Origin of the sequence: Glaciecola punicea, from assembly GCF_001756615.1 — a bacterium.
Taxonomy (GTDB): Bacteria; Pseudomonadota; Gammaproteobacteria; order Enterobacterales; family Alteromonadaceae; genus Glaciecola; species Glaciecola punicea.
The window spans coordinates 42,890-62,514 of record NZ_LZXY01000003.1; the positions used below are offsets into that span (position 1 = coordinate 42,890).

General features: G+C 44.3%; 21 protein-coding genes. 11 read left to right on the forward strand and 10 right to left on the reverse strand.

The window, feature by feature from the left end; all coding sequences use genetic code 11:
- Positions 1 to 28: 28 nt before the first annotated feature.
- From BAE46_RS04405 to cspE, 5 genes are all read left to right on the forward strand, one after another.
- Positions 29 to 439, forward strand: a complete 411-nt coding sequence (locus tag BAE46_RS04405) for a DUF4442 domain-containing protein (protein WP_238528984.1) — start codon at positions 29 to 31, stop codon at positions 437 to 439.
- A 192-nt stretch (positions 440 to 631) separates the two neighbouring features.
- Entirely contained in the window at positions 632 to 1,021 is a 390-nt protein-coding gene (locus BAE46_RS04410; RefSeq protein ID WP_006007241.1) for a MaoP family protein, read from the forward strand.
- Between the two features lie 185 nt (positions 1,022 to 1,206).
- Complete coding sequence (locus tag BAE46_RS04415) at positions 1,207 to 2,925, forward strand: acetolactate synthase 3 large subunit (RefSeq protein ID WP_040521083.1); 1,719 nt, start codon at positions 1,207 to 1,209, stop codon at positions 2,923 to 2,925.
- Positions 2,925 to 3,422 (forward strand): acetolactate synthase small subunit, encoded by a 498-nt coding sequence (gene ilvN / locus BAE46_RS04420; RefSeq protein ID WP_006007237.1) that lies wholly within the window; start codon positions 2,925 to 2,927, stop codon positions 3,420 to 3,422. Before BAE46_RS04415 ends, ilvN begins: the two co-directional genes overlap by 1 nt.
- 318 nt (positions 3,423 to 3,740) lie before the next feature.
- The gene (gene cspE / locus BAE46_RS04425) at positions 3,741 to 3,950 is read left to right on the forward strand and encodes a transcription antiterminator/RNA stability regulator CspE (protein ID WP_006007234.1); all 210 of its coding nucleotides are present in this window, start codon (positions 3,741 to 3,743) and stop codon (positions 3,948 to 3,950) included.
- Positions 3,951 to 4,026: 76 nt separating this feature from the next.
- Here cspE and fadA read toward each other — a convergent pair whose 3' ends face one another.
- From fadA to BAE46_RS04440, 3 genes are all read right to left on the reverse strand, one after another.
- The gene (gene fadA, locus BAE46_RS04430; RefSeq protein WP_070111860.1) at positions 4,027 to 5,190 is read right to left on the reverse strand and encodes an acetyl-CoA C-acyltransferase FadA; all 1,164 of its coding nucleotides are present in this window, start codon (positions 5,188 to 5,190) and stop codon (positions 4,027 to 4,029) included.
- A 35-nt stretch (positions 5,191 to 5,225) separates the two neighbouring features.
- On the reverse strand, positions 5,226 to 7,376 hold the full coding sequence (gene fadB, locus BAE46_RS04435) for a fatty acid oxidation complex subunit alpha FadB (protein WP_070111861.1): 2,151 nt from the start codon (positions 7,374 to 7,376) through the stop codon (positions 5,226 to 5,228).
- A gap of 291 nt (positions 7,377 to 7,667) precedes the next feature.
- Positions 7,668 to 7,883, reverse strand: a complete 216-nt coding sequence (locus BAE46_RS04440) for a hypothetical protein (protein ID WP_070111862.1) — start codon at positions 7,881 to 7,883, stop codon at positions 7,668 to 7,670.
- A 4-nt stretch (positions 7,884 to 7,887) separates the two neighbouring features.
- On the opposite strand from BAE46_RS04440, the gene BAE46_RS04445 reads away from it, so the two are divergent.
- Together BAE46_RS04445 and pepQ are read left to right on the forward strand one after the other, a co-directional pair.
- Positions 7,888 to 9,858: a transglycosylase SLT domain-containing protein gene (locus tag BAE46_RS04445; RefSeq protein WP_070111863.1), complete on the forward strand. Its 1,971-nt coding sequence runs from the start codon at positions 7,888 to 7,890 to the stop codon at positions 9,856 to 9,858.
- Between the two features lie 109 nt (positions 9,859 to 9,967).
- Entirely contained in the window at positions 9,968 to 11,296 is a 1,329-nt protein-coding gene (pepQ, locus tag BAE46_RS04450; protein WP_070111864.1) for a Xaa-Pro dipeptidase, read from the forward strand.
- Between the two features lie 32 nt (positions 11,297 to 11,328).
- Here the strand turns inward: pepQ and ispB are convergent, their stop codons facing one another.
- Complete coding sequence (gene ispB / locus BAE46_RS04455; RefSeq protein WP_006007223.1) at positions 11,329 to 12,300, reverse strand: octaprenyl diphosphate synthase; 972 nt, start codon at positions 12,298 to 12,300, stop codon at positions 11,329 to 11,331.
- A 233-nt stretch (positions 12,301 to 12,533) separates the two neighbouring features.
- Here ispB and rplU point away from each other — a divergent pair, with 233 nt between their 5' ends.
- The 4 genes from rplU to folA all read left to right on the forward strand — a co-directional run bounded on the left by rplU (position 12,534) and on the right by folA (position 15,141).
- Positions 12,534 to 12,845 carry a 50S ribosomal protein L21 gene (rplU, locus tag BAE46_RS04460; protein WP_006007220.1) on the forward strand — a complete coding sequence of 104 codons (312 nt, stop codon included), beginning with the start codon at positions 12,534 to 12,536 and terminating at the stop codon, positions 12,843 to 12,845.
- 81 nt (positions 12,846 to 12,926) lie between these two features.
- Complete coding sequence (gene rpmA / locus BAE46_RS04465; RefSeq protein ID WP_006007218.1) at positions 12,927 to 13,184, forward strand: 50S ribosomal protein L27; 258 nt, start codon at positions 12,927 to 12,929, stop codon at positions 13,182 to 13,184.
- 216 nt (positions 13,185 to 13,400) lie between these two features.
- Entirely contained in the window at positions 13,401 to 14,576 is a 1,176-nt protein-coding gene (gene cgtA, locus BAE46_RS04470) for an Obg family GTPase CgtA (protein WP_006007216.1), read from the forward strand.
- A gap of 67 nt (positions 14,577 to 14,643) precedes the next feature.
- On the forward strand, positions 14,644 to 15,141 hold the full coding sequence (gene folA, locus BAE46_RS04475) for a type 3 dihydrofolate reductase (RefSeq protein WP_006007214.1): 498 nt from the start codon (positions 14,644 to 14,646) through the stop codon (positions 15,139 to 15,141).
- 27 nt (positions 15,142 to 15,168) lie between these two features.
- Here folA and BAE46_RS04480 read toward each other — a convergent pair whose 3' ends face one another.
- From BAE46_RS04480 to ftsB, 6 genes are read right to left on the reverse strand one after another with little or no spacing between them, the layout of a single operon-like run.
- Entirely contained in the window at positions 15,169 to 16,047 is an 879-nt protein-coding gene (locus BAE46_RS04480; RefSeq protein ID WP_244884983.1) for a peptidoglycan DD-metalloendopeptidase family protein, read from the reverse strand.
- A gap of 33 nt (positions 16,048 to 16,080) precedes the next feature.
- Positions 16,081 to 16,719: a protein-L-isoaspartate(D-aspartate) O-methyltransferase gene (locus tag BAE46_RS04485; protein ID WP_040521082.1), complete on the reverse strand. Its 639-nt coding sequence runs from the start codon at positions 16,717 to 16,719 to the stop codon at positions 16,081 to 16,083.
- Positions 16,720 to 16,732: 13 nt separating this feature from the next.
- Positions 16,733 to 17,830, reverse strand: coding sequence for a tRNA pseudouridine(13) synthase TruD (gene truD / locus BAE46_RS04490; protein WP_006007206.1), 1,098 nt, complete (start codon positions 17,828 to 17,830; stop codon positions 16,733 to 16,735).
- Positions 17,824 to 18,300, reverse strand: a complete 477-nt coding sequence (gene ispF, locus BAE46_RS04495) for a 2-C-methyl-D-erythritol 2,4-cyclodiphosphate synthase (protein WP_006007203.1) — start codon at positions 18,298 to 18,300, stop codon at positions 17,824 to 17,826. The genes truD and ispF overlap by 7 nt, the downstream gene beginning before the upstream one ends.
- A 57-nt stretch (positions 18,301 to 18,357) precedes the next feature.
- Complete coding sequence (ispD, locus tag BAE46_RS04500) at positions 18,358 to 19,116, reverse strand: 2-C-methyl-D-erythritol 4-phosphate cytidylyltransferase (RefSeq protein WP_006007201.1); 759 nt, start codon at positions 19,114 to 19,116, stop codon at positions 18,358 to 18,360.
- Between the two features lie 5 nt (positions 19,117 to 19,121).
- Positions 19,122 to 19,403: a cell division protein FtsB gene (gene ftsB / locus BAE46_RS04505; RefSeq protein WP_006007199.1), complete on the reverse strand. Its 282-nt coding sequence runs from the start codon at positions 19,401 to 19,403 to the stop codon at positions 19,122 to 19,124.
- Positions 19,404 to 19,625: the final 222 nt, after the last annotated feature.

The window sequence follows — 19,625 nt, forward strand, 5'->3', positions numbered from 1 at the left end:
AGCTCTTTCCCTGCCAATACTTACACTAGTGTTTCGATACAAAGGTAAACTAGAGGGCACGACTAAAATTCAAATTATTGACACTGACTTACAAACGGTAACCTTCTTCGTAAAGAACCGCAGTAGGGTGCGCAATCATATTGGTCAGGTGCATGCTGCCACCATGGCATTGCTTGCAGAGTCAGCTACCGGTTTTGTGGTAGGACTTAACCTACCGAGTAATAAACTGCCCTTAATTAAATCGATGAACCTAAAGTATGTGCGCCGCTCAGTTGGTTCAATGAAAGCGCTTGCATGGGTAAGCGATGAACAAATAGAGCAAATGCAGACACTCGAAAGAGGCGATATTATGGTGCCTGTGACCGTAACTGACCAGAGCAATGAAGAACCGATAGTGTGTGAAATGAATTGGGCATGGATTGAAAAACAAAAAAGCTAGCGCAAGCCAACGCGTTTTTATGCCTAAATTTGAAGCTTTTACACGCTTTTAGATTATTGGACTGTAAAGTTAATGATTTAGTTGACATCACCGATATTCAAGCGTAAATGTGCAGACGAAAACGCGGCATCAAATTCGCCGCTTAAATCGTTACGAAACTGGCTTAACATTTGCTTATCGGAGTATTACAAGGTGACAACTATACCTAATTTACCATTATCAAAAGAAGAGTTGCTGAAAAGTGTGTTCAACGACCCTAAAAACTATCCCTATGGGTTCTCCCGCTCAGGTGATTTTTCAATTGCAGAGAGTAAGGCTTTAGTCGCATATGGTTGTTATTTTAGCGCCTTAGTTAGTGGTCAAATTAAACCGCAAAGCAGTGATGACGATACATTACTGCTGGCACTGCTTGGTGATATAGAACCTAAGGACACCGCGCAGCGTGCATGGGTAAAGTATCAAAAGCGTATTAACCGACCAAAAACTGATAGTATATACGGGTCGAAAAAAACAGTACTGCAAGAACAAAATGAACTGGTAAATCACACCGATGACGATGAGGATGTGGATTTCGACGATTAATAGGATAGAGTACTAGTTAATCTGTAAATTCCCCCTTTAAACGTTACGTTCATCCTAAAAAAAAGCTATATTGGGATAAATATCTCGCTTTGTTGTTATATATCCCTTTTTAAGGTTTTTTCTTTACCTAGGCTGAGGTATATTCACTGCGAACTTATTTATTGATAAATTAAGGAGTCATACTGGTGAGGATGATGTCAGGCGCTGCTATGGTAGTAGAAGCCTTAAAAGAAGTTGGTGTTTCGCATGTTTTCGGTTATCCCGGCGGAGCGGTCTTAGATATATACGATGCTTTGTTTGCACAAGATGACGTAAAACACATATTAGTACGTCATGAACAAGGTGCAGCACACATGGCCGACGGTTATGCTCGTGCAACGGGCAGGACCGGCACTGTCTTAGTAACCTCAGGCCCAGGCGCTACAAATACGCTCACCGGCATTGCAACTGCTTATATGGACTCTGTCCCTATGGTGGTGTTGTCGGGCCAAGTGCCGTCAATGCACATTGGTGAAGATGCATTCCAAGAAACGGATATGGTAGGTTGTTCAAGACCCATCGTAAAACATAGCTTTTTAGTCAAGAAAACCACCGATATTCCCATGGCGATTGCAAAAGCTTATTACATTGCGAACACCGGACGTCCGGGCCCTGTGGTAGTTGATTTACCGAAAGATTTGGTAAACGTGCAAGACAAACACCCTTATGTTTTTCCTGACGATGTGACTATGCGTTCTTACAATCCTACGGTTAAGGGGCATAGCAAGCAAATAACCAAAGCGGTTGCGTGCATGCTTAGCGCAAAACGTCCGGTGATCTATGTTGGTGGCGGCGCTATTATAGCTGAAGCTGACGGTTTAGTGACACAGCTAGCAGAAAAGTTAAATGCGCCGGTTACCTGTACACTTATGGGGCTTGGGGCATTCTCAGGTGTACATGAGCAGTTTGTTGGAATGTTGGGTATGCACGGTCTGCTTGAAGCCAATAAAAGCATGCACAACGCTGACTGTATTGTCGCATTAGGCGCTCGCTTCGATGACCGAGTGACCAATAACGTAGATAAATTTTGTCCGCATGCTGATATCATTCACGTTGATATTGACCCTGCATCAATTTCTAAAATCCTGAAGGCGCATATTCCGGTGGTTGGTTCGGTAGATGTCGTTTGTAAACAATTCTTAGACCGAATGGAAGATGTAGATACTGAGGCCCAAAAAGAGAAGCTTAAAGACTGGTGGGCGCAAATTAACGAATGGCGTGCTCGCAAGTGTTTAGACTACAAACAGGGCGCTGAGGTGATAAAACCACAAAGAGTGATTGAAGCGGTTTATAAGCATACTAAAGGTGACGCTTATATAAGCTCAGACGTGGGTCAGCACCAAATGTTTGCGGCGCTTTATTATCCCTTTGCTAAACCACGGCGATGGATTAATTCAGGTGGTTTAGGCACTATGGGTTTTGGCCTGCCGGCCGCCATGGGCGTTCAATTCGCCTTCCCAGACGCATGTTCGGTGGTCATAACGGGCGACGGTAGTATTCAAATGAATATTCAAGAGCTGTCAACGTGCCTGCAGTATAACTTGCCGATTAAGGTTATTTCACTTAATAACCGTGCCTTGGGCATGGTAAGACAATGGCAAGACATGAACTACAAAGGTCGTCATTCATGTTCATACATGGACTCAATGCCCGACTTCGTGAAACTCGCGGAAGCTTATGGGCATATTGGCATTCAGGTAGATAAACTTGACCAATTAGACGAGGCCATGGAGCGTTGCTTTGCCGAGAAAAACAGACTGGTATTCATGGATATTTTGGTTGATCAAAACGAGCACGTATACCCTATGCAAATAAAGTATGGCGCTATGGATGATATACGTCTAAGTAAAACGGAGCGCACCTAATGAGGCGTATTATTTCTGTATTAATGGAAAATGCTCCAGGCTCGCTTTCTCGAATTGCCGGCGTCTTTTCGCAGCGTGGTTATAATGTAGACTCACTATGCGTCGCTCCTACGAGCGACGATAGCTTGTCGCGCTTAACCATTATTACTCAAGCTGACGACAAGGTAACCGAGCAAATCACTAAGCAGGTGAACAAACTGATCGACGTACTGCGCGTTGCCGAGCTGTCAGAAGCACCGCACGTTGAACGCGAGCTCATGCTCATAAAAGTGGCAACGCGAACCGAAATTGCACGCGCTGAAGTGAATCGCAACGTAGATATCTTTAGAGCACGTATTCTTGACGTGACTGCCCAGCACTACACCATTGAAATAACGGGTACTAGCGATAAGCTCAGCGCGTTTGCTCACGTAATGGGTCATTGCGCTGATATTACAGAGTCGGCAAGAACCGGTGTATGTAGTTTGTCCAGAGGCGATCGCGCGCTGCGACCTTAATAGCATTCTTTTGCGCAGAGCAAGGTATAAGAAGGCACTTAAATGTGCCTTTTTTGATAATTAACTGACATAGATCACTAAGTGCACGAAAATAGCTAATTTAACATGCTTGTTGAGAAATACGTGCTATACTCAAAATGTTTTTAGTAAGTCAATGTTTTGAAAGTTCGTTCGTAGCTACATATAACCACATGCTCCAACCGCAGTTCCAGTGTTTGACGTTGTTTATTCCTAAGTTATTAATTCTTGAAAGACTCTTGCAAAAAATTCAATTGCGTAAATTTTTACGCGTTTTATTTATTTTTATTAGAGGTTTACATGTCTAAAGTCACAGGCACAGTTAAGTGGTTCAATCCTGAAAAAGGTTTTGGTTTTTTAACACAAGATAATGGCGGCAAGGATGTATTCGTTCATTTTCGTGCAATCGTTGCAGAAGGTTACAAGACGCTTCCAGAAGGTCAAAAAGTATCTTTTGAAGTAGAAGAAGGCCAAAAAGGCTTGCAAGCTGCAAACGTCGAAACTATCTAGTTTTTATGAAAATCAGAAACTATCCAAGTTTCTAAATGAAATGGCACGCATTGCGTGCCATTTTTACATCTACGTTTTATACTCTTTCGAATATGGTCGCAATACCTTGCCCTAAGCCAATGCACATGGTAGCTAAACCAACCGACTTATTATTGTCTTCAAGTACGTTTATTAAGGTGGTTGAAATACGCGACCCCGAGCAACCTAAAGGGTGACCTAATGCAATCGCGCCGCCTTTTAAGTTTACTTTCTCATTGTATACATCTAACCAACCAAGCTGCTTAATACAGGAAAGTGCCTGCGCGGCAAAAGCTTCGTTAAATTCAGCCAGTTCTATGTCATCCATCGTCATGCCGGCGCGCTTAAGCGCTTTTTGAGTGGCAGGTACTGGACCAAAACCCATAATCGCAGGGTCACAGCCAGCCACCGCCATGGCTCTAATTTTAGCGCGAGGCCTTAGGCCTAATGCTTTTGCGCGCTCGCCCGACATTATCAACATAGCTGACGCACCGTCAGAAATAGCCGAGGATGTGCCGGCCGTTACTGTGCCGTTAACTGGGTCAAACGCCGGGCGTAAACCGGCAAGCGTTTGCGTGGTGGTGTCAGGGCGGATCACTTCATCACTTTCAACTAGCGTGAGTAGGCCGTTAGCGTCATGTCCTTCAATAGGTACTATCTCGTTATCCCAGCCGCCATTCAAATGCGCTTTATGCGCATTTTGGTGAGATCGTGCGCCAAATTCGTCCTGCATTTCACGGCTAATACCATTTTGACGGCCTAACAATTCGGCGGTCATGCCCATGCTGCCAGAAGCTTTAGCTGTCTTGATTGACAAACCAGGGTGAAAGTCAATGTTGTAATCCATGGGAATGTGCCCCATGTGCTCCACACCGCCAATCATATATACGTCGCCGCGTCCGCTCATAATACCAGAAACAGCATCGTGCAGGGCCTGCATTGAAGAGCCACACAGACGGTTTACCGTTACCGCACCAGTACTTCTAGGAATATCAGTTAATAACTGCGCATTACGCGCAACGTTAAAACCTTGCTCTTTAGTTTGCTGTACACAGCCCCAAATAATATCTTCTATTTCACTAGGATCGACATTGGGGTTACGCGCTAATAGCTTACTCATAAGATGGGCCGATAAAGTCTCGGCGCGCACATTTCTGAAAACACCGCCTTTAGAGCGCCCCATTGGCGTACGAATACAATCAATTACCACTACATCTTTCATTTTATTCTCCTTATTGCCTAAACAAAGACGCTTGTCTATGCAAAATATGACTTGTTTGATGCGGCCATTTCCCGCACACCGTCGCTAATTTGGTAAATCGGGCCTAAGCTTGCGTATTTATCGGCAAGTGCCACAAAGTTCGCTAAGCCCATGGTCTCAATATAGCGAAATATTCCGCCTCTAAAGGGAGGAAAGCCTAAGCCGTATAGCAAGGCCATATCAGCTTCTGCTGCACTGCCTACGATGCCTTCTTCCAAACATCGAATGGCTTCATTAGCCATGGGGATCATCACGCGAGCAATAATCTCTTGTGTGTCAAACTCACGCTTAGCCCCTCCATGCGAAGCAAACAAGGCATAAGCTTCATCGGCGGGAACTTTACTTGGACGCCCACGTTTGTCGATACCATAGTTATAAAAGCCTTTGGCGTTTTTTTGGCCCAATCGGGAGCTGCTATATAGCAATGTCACAGGGTCATTATCAATTTTTTGCATACGCTGTGGTATACCGTTAGACATTACGCCAGCAGCGTGCTCGGCGGTGTCCATGCCAACCACATCTAATAAGTATGCGGGGCCCATGGGCCATCCGAATACTTTTTCCATTACCTTGTCAATTGCGGTAAAGTCGGCGCCGTCAATAACTAGTTTGCTGAAACCGGCAAAGTAGGGAAACAATACACGGTTAACTAAAAAGCCGGGGCAGTCGTTAACCACAATAGGCGTCTTACCCATTTTTAAGGTCGCCGACACAACCGCAGCGATGGTTGCATCGCTAGTGGCCTTGCCGCGAATAACTTCAACTAATGGCATTTTATGCACGGGGTTAAAAAAGTGCATGCCGCAGAAGCGTTCAGGCTTGCGTAAAGACTCAGCCAGTAAATCGATAGAAATTGTGGATGTGTTCGAGCAAATAATGGCATCTTCGCTGACCGTGTCTTCTGCTTCTTTAAGCACCGCCGCTTTTACCTTTGGATTTTCAACCACCGCTTCAATAACAAGGTCGGCATTAGCAATGGCCTTTAAATCTAGGGTAGGAGTAATGTTGTTGAGGGTAGTGGCCATTTTCTTAGCGTCTACTTTACCGCGCTCCATCCCTTTTACTAATATTTTTGAAGCCTCGTTTAAGCCTAAATCTAGCGCTGGTTGCGCAATGTCGCGCATAACGGTGGGTACACCGTTTATGGCACCTTGATATGCGATACCACCGCCCATTATTCCTGCGCCTAAAACAGCGTGCTGCCTTATGACTCTAGCGGCGCTTTTAGCCAGCTTTTTACCTTTGCCTTTAACAGCTTGATCAGCTAAAAAGATACCTACCTGCGCTTTACATGCGTCGGTTCTGGATAATGCCACAAAACCTTCGTTTTCAAGTTTTAAAGCCTCGTTGCGGCCACTTCGTGCTGCTTTTTGAACGGTTTCAACCACCTTATGAGGGGCTGGGTAATGTCTGCCAGCCTGGGCAGCAACCATAGCAGCCGCCGTTGAGAAACTCATAGTTGCTTCATTCTTATTCAGTTTAAGCGGCGCTTTTTTCTGTTCACGACGCCCCTGCCAATCTAGTTTGCCGTTGATAGCGCTAAGCAGCATGGTGCGGGCACCTTCATGTAACTGCTGCGCTGCAACTACGCCCTGAATAGCGCCTTCTGCTAACGCTTGCTGGCCCTTTCTAGGCTTGCCTGTTGTCATCCACTGCAGTGCATTGTCAGCGCCTATGACTCTAGGTAAGCGTACAGTACCGCCAAAGCCTGGCATTAAGCCTAAACTCACTTCCGGAAAGCCCACTTGCGCTGTTTCATCCGCTAAACGCAGGTCGCAGGCCAAGCTCATTTCAAAGCCACCGCCCAGTGCAAACCCATTAATTGCGCATATAGTAGGCACGGGTAAATCTTCAAAGTGGTCAAATACCTGCGATGTTTTAGCCACCCAAGCCAGAACTTCAGGCTCAGGCAGACTGAATAAATCAGTAAATTCGGTAATATCTGCGCCTACGATGAAACTTGATTTTGCCGAGCGAACTAAGACACCCTTAATACTGCTATTGTCTTTAATGGCGGCGTTTGCTTGGTCAAGCTCAGATATTGTTTGTTGGTCAAATTTATTAACCGAGCCTGGGGCATCGAAAACTAACTCGGCAATACCGCCATCAGTCATTGTTACGCTAAGACTTTTGCCTTCGTAAACCATGGTTATCTCCTTTAAGTGAATGTATAGATTGTTACAAAATAAAACCACTAATGATCAGCAATAGCTTACAGCATAAAGTCCTTATGACTATCATTTAGCGTGATACCGTAGATCCATATTCGTTAACGCTAAATAGGTTCCAAAAATGAAAAGAATGGATGTTTGGCATGTTCAATGCTGTTGCTTACAGACTTTTTCTTTCGCTGCACAGAACTATTGCGATTACTTATTGTATAAATAATACGGCAGCAGATAATACACAATTAACCTTTGATAGGTCTTACTTTTCTTTCACATTGCCATTCTTACTAGCGCATATATTGTTTCTAAAATATTTTGTTCAGTGGTGACGAGGGTAACCATAACAACATTTGTAAAAACATTCAGGAGAACATCCATCAATCTTTTCGCTAGGGCAAAATTTGTCCTCAATATCGCATATAATTCGTGTGGGTCGTCTTTGCTGGTTGAAAAAGGGCAGCCGACTTTTATGATAAACAGGTCCATATTGATGTTGAGCTCATTTTTTATTTTGTGTGTTTTTAGTGCTGTTGGCTTTGCTCAGACAAGCGCTGCTGATGATTTGTTCGCCATGCCTGATAGAGAGGCACAGCGCGCGGCATTTGTGCGCGCTGAAAAGAGAGTTTGGCAAATGGACAATTTTGCGTTAATGGAAACGGTGCAATCTCTGAGCGACTACCCACTTATTCCTTATTTAATTGAACGTAAACTAAGCGATCGCCTGCAGTTGTCTGATGAAGAACAGGTGCGTGCTTTTTTAGTGCAATATGAGGGCACACCCTTGGCACGAAAACTAAGACGCAATTGGTTACAATATTTAGAACAAAGACAGCGTGCAGCACTTTTCGTGGAATTTTACACAGCGACAAGTGACGCAGCGCTTGCCTGCGCTTATCTTGATTTTACAGTAGCGCTGGGAACCGATATTACCAGGCTTTACTCACAAATTGCTGAGCTATGGACCGTTGCCGAATCGCAGCCTAAGCAATGCGACGGCATTTTTAAAAAGTGGATTGCGGCAAATCAGTTAAGTGAAGACCTCGTGCTGCTGCGCATTCAAAAAGCGGCCGACGGCGGACAACACACTCTCATTCCTTACCTGCGCACTTTGCTGCCCAAAGAAAAGCAGTACTTAGCCGATCTATGGCAAAATACTCGGCGAAATCCTGCTTATGTCAAAAATAGTAAAGCGTTTATAGGCCAGTATCCGCTAATTGAAGCTGACATTATGAGCTATGGCTTGACTCGTCTGGTATGGCGCGACCGTAACTTAGCTGTGCAGATTATGCAAAAAGCTGAGACAAGCATGGTTTTTACACAAGCACAGCGGGCCCATATATACTCTCGTTTTGGTATAAAGCTAGCGATTGACGACCATGAGGCATCCGAAGAGTATTTGTTAAAAGCCGCAGCTGGAGCAGATGATCCAGAAGTAATGCGGTGGCATCTTGCGTATCTATTACGTCAGCAAGACTGGGCGCGGGTTGTACTCTTGATTGAAAACGCTGCCCCACAAAAAGTAGCCGCAAAAAAATACAGCTACTGGCTTGCGCGGGCGTACGAGCAGCTTGGCAGGCAAGATGAAGCCAATATACTGTATAAACAGGTAGCCACTCATCGGCATTACTATGGCTTTCTAGCCAGTGCACGAGTAGGCCTGCCTTACCAGCTTGAGAATTTGCCTGTGGTGGTACCCGATGAACTTGTCTTCAAAGTAAAGTCGTTGGCGTCAAGTCAGCGAGCATATGAGTTACGTAAGTTAGGTCGCCAGCACGAAGCTCGTTTAGAGTGGCGTCATACCCAAGGCCAATTGGATGAAGATGAGAAGCTGGCAACAGCTGTAATATCAAGCGCTTGGGATTGGCCCGACCAAGCCATTTTTACATTTTCACGGCACGGTTATTTGAACGATGTGACTCGGCGTTTCCCCATCGCATTTGCCGATATTATGGTGCGCGAAGCGAACAAAAAGGACATAGATCCTGAATGGGCATTCGCCATTGCTCGCCGAGAAAGCTCCTTTATGCCCGATGCTGTGTCGCCTGCCAATGCCAGAGGGTTGATGCAGTTATTGCCCAGTACCGCCAAATATTTAGAGAAAAGGTATATCAGTTCAAAAAGATTGCTAGACGCAGAAACAAACGTTAGGCTTGGCAATAAGTATTTACGTTATCTCATGGACAAGTTAGATAACAATCAAATTTTGGTGTCTGCTTCCTACAATGCAGGGTGGCGAAACGTGCAAAAATGGCTGCCACAAGTCGAGGCACTTGCCTCCGATATTTGGGTAGAACTGATCCCTTTTCGTGAAACGCGCAATTACGTGAAAGCCGTAACCGCCTACAAACAAATTTATTATGCACAGTTGCATAATGAAGTGGTGTTGCCTGGTGAAATGGCGCTGGCAAAGGCCTCTGTTTTTGAAAGATTTATTGCTACGCCAATCCCTGTCTCGCTTTAGTTGTCGATACAAACTTACATGGCTTAGCGCTTTATCATTTCGCACGCATGCTTGCGTTGTGACAGCATGAAACGATAACAGAAGCGATAGTAGAAGGTATAAATAAAGTATGTCAAACGACGCAATGGCGACGATGTACGCCCAACATATCGACACATTACAAACACGCACACAAGAAGCGCTAGCGCGCGAAAGCATTGACGGATTGGTGATTCATTCTGGTCAAGGCAAAAAGCACTTTTTAGACGATACCATTTATCCATTTAGGGTAAACCCCCAATTTAAAGCTTGGTTGCCAATAATCGACAACCCAAACTGTTGGTTAATTGTTAATGGCGTAGACAAACCCAAGCTGGTGTTTTACCAGCCAGTAGATTTTTGGCATAAAGTCCCGCAAACGCCCACTGACTTCTGGGTCGAATACTTTGACATTGTTTACTTAAAGCAGGCCAATACCGTCGAAAAACATCTGCCCTACGACAAGTCTCGTTATGCCTACATTGGCGAGTATATTGAAGTGGCAAAAGCCTTGGGCTTTGACGTAGTCAATCCCGATAGAGTAATGCACTACTTGCACTACCATAGAGCCTATAAAACTGATTATGAGCTTACGTGTATGCGCCAAGCAAACCGTATCGCAGTAGGTGCTCATAAATCGGCAGCTAAAGCATTTATGGAGCACAGTAGTGAATTTGAAATTAACCAAGCTTACTTGCTGGCCGCTAAACAGGGTGACAATGAAGTGCCTTACGGCAATATTGTGGCGCTAAACGAGCATAGTTCAATACTGCATTACACCGCACTTGAAAATAGTAAGCCGGCACAAAATTTATCTTTTTTAATTGACGCAGGCGCCAGCTTTCAAGGTTATGCCGCAGACATTACTCGTACCTACACCACAAAGGCTGGGCATGAATTTGCTGACTTAATAAAAGCGGTGAGTGCACTTAATCTATCCTTGGTTGATAAAATGAAACCAGGCGTCGGCTATGTCGATATTCATAAGGCCGCATATTTAGGCGTGGCACACATTCTGACTAACTTTGGGGTGCTTAATATGCCACCCCAAGATGCTGTAGATTTAGGTATTGTGAGCACGTTTTTCCCGCATGGCGTGGGGCACCATTTAGGCTTGCAGGTACACGATGTTTTAGGGCATGCAAGCGATGATAGAGCTACGCAAAACCCACCACCACAGCAGCACCCATTTTTGAGATGCACTCGCATAATAGAAGCCAGACATGTCTTCACTATCGAGCCAGGCGTATATTTCATTGAGTCATTATTAGCTAATTTAAAAGGCAGCGAACATTCAAAATATGTTAATTGGAATGTGATTGACCACATGCGACCTTTTGGTGGTGTGAGAATTGAGGATAACGTTATTGTGCACCAACTGCGCAACGAGAACATGACGCGAGAGGCTGGCTTAGGCTAAGTCATGCGGTAAATGCGTAAATATATAAGGTTTTAGCTGATTCTATTTACGGAAAGGTCGGCTAGCCCGAGTAAAGCACTTTTGTATTGCGACTCAGGTATAACCGACAAGGCCTCTTTTGCTTTGCTTGCTTCTTCTAGCGCTAAATCTTGGGTGTATTTAATTGAACCAGACTGGTGCATAAGCCCCAAAATAATATCAAAATTATCCATACCGTCAGCATTTTCAATTGCACTTCGAATAAGTACAGCGTCGCTAGGAGATGCGTTCCACATCGCATGAAGTAGCGGCAACGTAGGTTTACCTTCCGCTAGGTCATCTCCCGCTTTTTTACCCATGTCTTGCTCATTAGCGACGTAGTCAAGTACGTCGTCTACCAGTTGAAACGCGGTGCCTAAATGTTTGCCATAGTCTTGCATTGCTTTTTCTATTATTTCAGGTTGGTCTGTTAGCACTGCCGCTAACTGAGTCGCCGCTTCAAATAAGCGCGCAGTTTTACTATAAATCACGTCTAAATAGCTTTTTTCGGTGGTATTGGGATCATTGCAGTTCATTAACTGCATGACTTCACCTTGGGCTATTCGGTTGGTAGCGTCTGACAGTATTTCCATTACGGGCATTCGCTTTAAGGCGACCATCATTTGAAACGCGCGTGAATATAAAAAATCACCTACTAAGACCGAGGCTTGATTACCAAACACAGCATTTGCTGTTTCGCGTCCTCGACGCATGGTAGATTCGTCCACCACGTCGTCGTGCAGTAGGGTCGCGGTGTGAATGAATTCAATAATAGCCGCTAAAGTATGATGATTGTTGTTGTTTATACCAAGTGCGCGCGCGGCAAGTATCGTGATGAGCGGACGAATGCGTTTACCGCCACTGTTGACGATATAAAACCCAAGCTGATTAATCAATACGACATCTGAAGCCACTTGCTGCTGTATGAGTTTATTAACCGCGTTCATGTCAGATTCGCTCAAGGTTTTTATGCTGGTAAGATCCATGCCACTCTTTATATTATTTATTGGATTACCGCTATTTTACATTAAACGCCATGTATCTCTAGTTATGTCGATGTTTTAGATGAAAAATAAGCCTTGCTTGAGTGTAAATTGATAACAAGACCGATATTGTGTGAATTAAGTGCAATTTCTGCTTGTAACGAAACGAAACTTTACCTATAATTCGCGCCCTGTTTTTTGAATTAAGCGCATGAATGCGCAGTGCGGAGAAATATATGTACGCGGTTTTCCAAAGTGGTGGTAAACAACACCGTGTGGCCGAAGGTCAAACCGTTCGTCTAGAAAAAATCGAAGTTGCTCCGGGTGAAACCGTAGAGTTTGATGAAGTCTTGATGGTCAGTAACGGTGACGATATTAAAATTGGCACACCTAAAGTAGTCGGCGGTAAAGTCACCGCTGAAGTCGTTACCCATGGTCGTGGCGACAAGATTAAAATTGTTAAGTTTCGTCGTAGAAAGAATTCTAGGACTCAAACAGGACATCGCCAGTGGTTCACGGAAGTGAAAATTACAGCGATAAGCGCGTAACTATTTTATAGAATTATTAACGGTAGCATTGTAGTATGACTATCGTTAATCGCTCATTAGCAAGTATTAGGAGACGAACTCATGGCACATAAAAAAGCCGGTGGTAGTACCAAAAACGGTCGCGACTCAATCAGTAAGCGCTTAGGTGTTAAGCGCTTTGGTGGTCAAGACGTGTTAGCTGGTAACATAATTATGCGTCAGCGTGGGACTAAGTTCCACCCTGGGGAAAACATGGGTATTGGTCGTGACCACACCCTCTTCGCTCTTACTGACGGTAAAGTTCTGTTTGAAGTGAAAGGCCCTAAAAACCGGAAATTTATAAGCATAGTTGCTGCATAATACGGTTGGTAATTAATACAAAAACCTCGCAGCTGCGGGGTTTTTTTTGCTTTAATGGTTTGGTTTTCACCACACTCATAGTAGTTAACGCAACTTACGTTTTTCACCTCGTAATATGAAGTTGAAGCGCCTAGTTATCGAACATTAATAAAGCTGATATACTCTCCACACAAGGTCAGTGATTTATACACAGTCATACAGGATTAAGCCAAGTAAATGAAATTTGTAGATGAAGCAGAAATACGCGTAGAAGCTGGAGACGGCGGTAACGGCGTAGTTGGATTTAGACGCGAAAAATACATACCCAATGGCGGTCCTGACGGCGGCGATGGTGGTGACGGCGGCTGTGTTTATCTTGAAGCCGATGAGAACTTAAATACGCTCATCGATTTCCAATTTGAACGTTTCCACCGCGCTGAGCGCGGTAAAAACGGTCAAGGCAGCGACTGCACAGGGCGTAAAGGCGAAGACCTCTATTTAAAAGTACCGGTAGGCTCGCGCGCAACCGACAAAGAAACGGGTGAAGTGCTAGGCGACTTAACCGTGCACGGGCAAACGATGAAAGTAGCCCAAGGAGGCTTTCATGGTTTAGGCAATGCACGTTTTAAAAGTAGCACTAACCGAGCGCCTCGTCAAAAGTCAGACGGTACTAAGGGTGAAATTCGCCATTTAACCCTAGAGTTGTTGTTGCTAGCTGACGTAGGCCTATTAGGTTTGCCAAATGCTGGTAAATCTACTTTTATACGCTCTGTATCAGCGGCTAAGCCAAAAGTTGCTGATTACCCTTTTACCACTCTTGTGCCTAATCTGGGCGTCGTCAGGCTCGACTCGCAGGCAAGTTTTGTTATTGCCGATATCCCTGGTTTGATTGAAGGTGCCTCTGAAGGGGCTGGCTTAGGTATTCAATTTTTAAAGCATCTTGAACGCTGTCGCGTACTGCTTCACTTGGTTGATATTATGCCCAGTGACGGCAGTGACCCAGTCGAAAATGCACTGACCATTATCAACGAGCTTGAAACTTATAATCCAAAGCTAGCCGCTAAGCCGCGCTGGTTGGTCTTTAACAAAGTAGACCTAATGCTTGAGCAAGAAGCTGATGCCCTTTGTGAGCAAATAGCGGATCAAATGGGTTGGGAAGACGACTATTATCAAATGTCAGCAATTAACAAGTATGGTTCAATGGAGCTGTGTCAAGATATCATGCAGTTTATGCTTACCCTGCCGCCGCAAGAAGAAAATGAGCAAGATAATGAACCAATGAGCTTTACATGGGACAGTGCACTAGTGGCTAGCAAGGCGCAAGAAAGCATTGATAACGACGATTTTGACGACGAAGACGATGACGATGATGAAGATGACGACCATCCTAACGTTGTATATGTGAACGAATAGAATTAGTAATTTGGCTGTACAGCAGTTTTTATAATTATGCCAAACGGCATCAATAAAGCATTGAATTATGATAAAAATTAGTATGATTGCCGCAATGGCAAAAAACAGAGTAATCGGTAAAGATAATCAAATGCCTTGGCACTTACCTGCTGATTTAAAGCACTTTAAATCAGTAACCCTAGGGAAGCCTGTGGTTATGGGACGTAAAACGTATGAATCCATTGGCAAAGCCCTGCCTGGTCGCAAAAACATTGTGGTTACGCGCAACCAAGCTTATACTTTAAGCGATGCTATTGTCGTGCATGACTGTGATTCTGCGCTAAGGATTGCTTCAATAGAAGCGGACGAGGTAATGATCATTGGCGGTGGCGCGATATATGAAGCTTTTTTGCAAAAAGCCCAACAGCTATTCTTAACCTTCATTAATATAGACATTGAAGGAGATACTCAATTTCCTGATTACGAAAAAATGGCTTCATGGAAAGTGCTCGAGCGTGAAACTCATCAGCCTGATGAAAAGAATGCGCATGAGTATGAGTTTATTACCCTTTTACGCTCAAAATAAAGCACATCTAGCAATAATAAAGCAATGCTATTGCCCGGGCAGATAGCGAAAAGGGTCAACTGACTTTCCTTTTTTCCTAATTTCAAAGTGCAGCATTGTCTCACTTGCACCTGAACTGCCCATAGTGGCGATTTTCTGTCCTTGCTTAACAAATGTTTGCTCGCTCACCAAGATGGTGTTGTTATGTGCATATGCACTCAAATAATCGTTGTTATGCTTTATGATAATTAAATTTCCGTAGCCCTTTAAAGCATTGCCAGCATAAACAACTTTTCCATCAGCCGCAGCTAGTACCTGTGCGCCTAGCATACCTTTAATATCTAATCCACGATTACTGCCGTCGCTCCCAACCGTCGCGATAGTGCGATTTCCACTAGCAGGCCATGCCCAGGCCAATTGATTGTTAGTGGTATTTAAAGCTACATGATTGCTGACTTGATTTTCACTTGTCGGCGCCGGCTTTTTTGCAGTAGATTGCTGCTGTTTTGTTTGCTTAACTTTGTTCATGCTTACATTGTTTTCAGTGCTTCGCGCTTCACTGGTTTTCGCCGTAACTTGCTTAGTCTTTACAGGGTTTAAACGCAGCTTCTGGCCTAATTTAATTGTGTAAGGGGGCGATATGTTATTTAGCCTAGCTAGTTCTCGGTAGTCGTTTCCACTGTAAAAAGCGATAGCAAATAGGGTGTCTCCTGGCTCTACTATGTAGGTGTCACCAGTGATTTGGGTTACGTTTTCCACAGTGGCAGTTTTGGTCGACAAATGCACCACAGGCGCGGGTACAAAATTGTTGGAGCAGGCGCTCATGAATAATGCTAACGATAGTGGTAATGCCAACATTGTGGTGTGGCGGCGTGTTTTTCTTAACAGGCGAATTAGCGCAAGCTTATTAAATACGGTTATACTCATGTTAGTCAAATATCGTGTAAGCGGTTAACAATTTCATATTATATCCCCTGCAACGAGAGGCACAAAATTGACGACTTCAATGACGGTGTTGGACAAATTTCCGTTTTGCTTGTCAATACAAAGCAACTGCTGCTGCTTGCCGCCTACGGGGATAATTAAGCGACCGCCGTCGGCCAATTGATTTATAAGCTGCTCAGGTATATTGGCGGCTGCCGCGGTGACTATAATGCCATCAAAGGGAGATTTACTCGCCCAGCCTTGCCAACCATCACCGTGTTTCAATTTTACGTTATGTAAATCAAGCTGGTTTAAACGGCGCTTTGCTTGAAACTGTAGCGCTTTAATACGCTCGACACTGCATACTTGCGCAAATATTTTGGCTAAAATCGAGGTCTGATAGCCTGAACCTGTGCCCACTTCTAATACTTTTGCCGCAGGCCCAATACCGCTTAAGAGCAGCTCTGTCATTTTGGCGACAATATAAGGTTGGGAAATGGTTTGTCCTTGCCCTATCGGTAGGGCGATGTTTTCATACGCCTTGTGCGCCAGCGCTGCCGGTAAAAATATTTCTCTGGGAACGCTAGCGATAGTTGCCATCACCGCTTCATTGGTAATGCCCTCTTGCTTTAATACCCCGGCCAACTGTAAGCCTTTACGTGATGTCATACTGATGCTTCCAGCTATATTAAGATGTTATAACGTGCGCATGCGAACCTACTTTAACGTTCGCTATTTCTCGCAGTACCGAGGTGGCGAAACAACCCGACGGCAGGCTAAATGAAAGTACGGCTGAATTATCGCTTATTTGTACCGAAAAATCTTCAACAAAGAGCAATACCGGTCGTCTTTGTTGAGATAATTGCAAGCGCACCAAAGTATCACAAACCTGTGAATACTCATCTGCTGCTGATTGTTCAAAGGTTCTTGCTTGGCCTTGACTATCTAGTTCACCTTCTCCCCATAAAGGCGCGGTAACTAACACATCGCCTCGTTTAAGTCTGTCGGTCGTTGCCGCTAGGAGTGCTTCATCATTTTGCGCGTGAATAAAAAAACTATTGCTGCCGCTTAACGACAAGGCATCACCGTCAAGCAATGCCTGGTAGGCAAGTTGGCTGATGCGATTGCTGACAAAGTGATTAAAAAGCCAACTTCTAAGGGCTGAAATTGCCATTGATCGTTTATTACGGTTACGGATTTCTTCACCGTTTACTAGTTTTTCTGCCAGTTGTAAATTGCCGCCCAGTATCACGCTGCCATCGGATTTAATAAGCTCGCCGAAACGCTGGTTGCCATAGTAGTTTGGCACGCCGCGCACCTTTATGGCCTCTATTCGGCTCAACAGGGCAGCTTGGTCTAGCGTGTCAATATCGCGCATTACAATCTCAAATTTATTAGATTTTATTGCGCCGGTGCGCAGCTTTCGTTCATTTTGCACCGTCTCGATAATGCGAACGCCGGGCATTTCAAATGTTAACCAATCGGTTTTAGCTTTGCCGCCATGATAAATGCCAAACCACTGTGAGGTGATGGCGTATTTATCTTTGCGACCAGCGTAGCTAACATTACGTAAGGGTAATTTGCCAAATTTAGCCAGCGCTTCGGCCACAAACGCAGTATTTAAGCCGGTTTTTTCAATGTGAATAAGTGTATGCTCACCGCTGCTATTGGGCTCAAAGCTTAATGTTTCAAAGACTTTGAAGTCGCTTAGTTGCGTTTTTATAGTGGCGTTAAAAAGCGCACCACCGTGTAAGTGTGTCCAAGGGTCTACCTGTAAATTCAGCATGCGCAAACCAAGACCATTGCGTGTGCTTCAATACCTTCTTCACGCCCCACAAAACCAAGTTTTTCGGTGGTGGTTGCCTTTACACTTATGTTATCAACGCTTATCTTTAGCTGTTTGGCTATGTTGCTGCGCATATTAAGTATATAAGGGGCAAGTTTAGGCACCTGCGCGGCGATGGTAATATCTGCGTTTCCCAGCGTATAACCTTTGTCATTAATCAGGCCGTATACATGCGTCAGTAGGTGCATTGAGTCAGCATCTTTAAAGTCAGCGCTGGTGTCAGGAAAATGCTTACCTATGTCACCAAGGGCTAGAGCACCTAATAGTGCATCACACAAAGCATGTATTGCCACGTCACCGTCGGAGTGCGCAATAAGGCCGTGGGTATGGTCAATTTTTTCACCGCATAAAGTGATGGGGCCTTCACCGCCAAATTTATGTACATCGTAACCGTGTCCTACTCGTATCATTGTTGCTTGTCCTGTATGGCATAACCGTTGTTTTAACGTTCATATATAAAGCGCGTATTATTTATTGCTCTTGTTAATGGCGCTTAAGTAAAATGTAGCAAGTGCTATATCGCTGGGTTTCGTAATTTTTATATTGCTAGAAGGCCCCTCTACTAATAACACGCTTTTTCCACAATTTTCCATAGCAGAGGCTTCATCGCTTAGCTTTGTGCCCTTAGCTAAACCTGTTTCAATTGCGTGTATCAATTCATTCATGCGAAACATCTGCGGCGTTTGTGCATGCCACAGCAAAGAACGCTCTATCGTATTATCTATTATAGAAAAGTGTTGTGAATGTCCTGAAGATATTTTTGTAGAAGCGGCTTTTTTAATAGTATCGGTAACGGGACACGCCAGTATTGCGCCACAGACATTATCGCTTGGTGCAATAGCCGTGCACCTTTCAATAAGTCGTGTTATGTCTTGCGCGTTGACGCAAGGTCTTGCAGCGTCATGAACTAACACAAATTGTGTTGGGTCTTGGAAGTTAACAATACAGCGTAAGCCTTGTAGCACAGAGTCTACGCGCTCACAGCCACCAATAACCGCCATAACCTGTGGGTGATTAGCAATTGATAAAGTGGTGAAAGTGTAATCTTCAGGGTGCAACATTACAATAATTTTACCAATTTGATTATGTGATAAAAAGATCTGCACGGTGTGCTCTAATATTGTTTTTCCGCCAATGCTGACATATTGCTTTGCAGTAGCGGCAGCCACTCTGCTGCCAATTCCTGCCGCGGGGATAATCACAGGGAATATAGAGGTAGATGGCAAGGCAGTCACTCTTTGGGCAATATACGGTAGAAAGTTTCGCCTTCTTTAATCAGGCCTAATTCGTTACGCGCGCGCTCTTCCATGGATTCTAAGCCCAATTGTAAATCTTCTATGTCGGCTCTAAGGAGTTGATTACGCTGCCGTAAATTCGCATTTTGTTCGCTTATCGTGGTAATTTGGTCTTGCTTAAATTGAAAGTCATAGACACTGTTTTTGCCAAACCAGAGCCTGTATTGCAATGCGCTAAGCATGACAATTAACAACAGCGCAATCCATTTTTTTTTCATATATGCCTCTGCTTAAACCAAAGATAAGTGCCTGTGCCGTGTAAACAAAAAACACTTATTTTGACGCTTCTATACGCCATAATAATAGCATGCGATGTATACAGTTTCCGTAAGTTGACAGAGACTAGTTAGCTACTTGTAAAAAATATTCGACTTAGGTAGCTTATTACATTGATAACGATTATTGTACGGCGAAATTTAACACGTTCACATTGTTTTAAA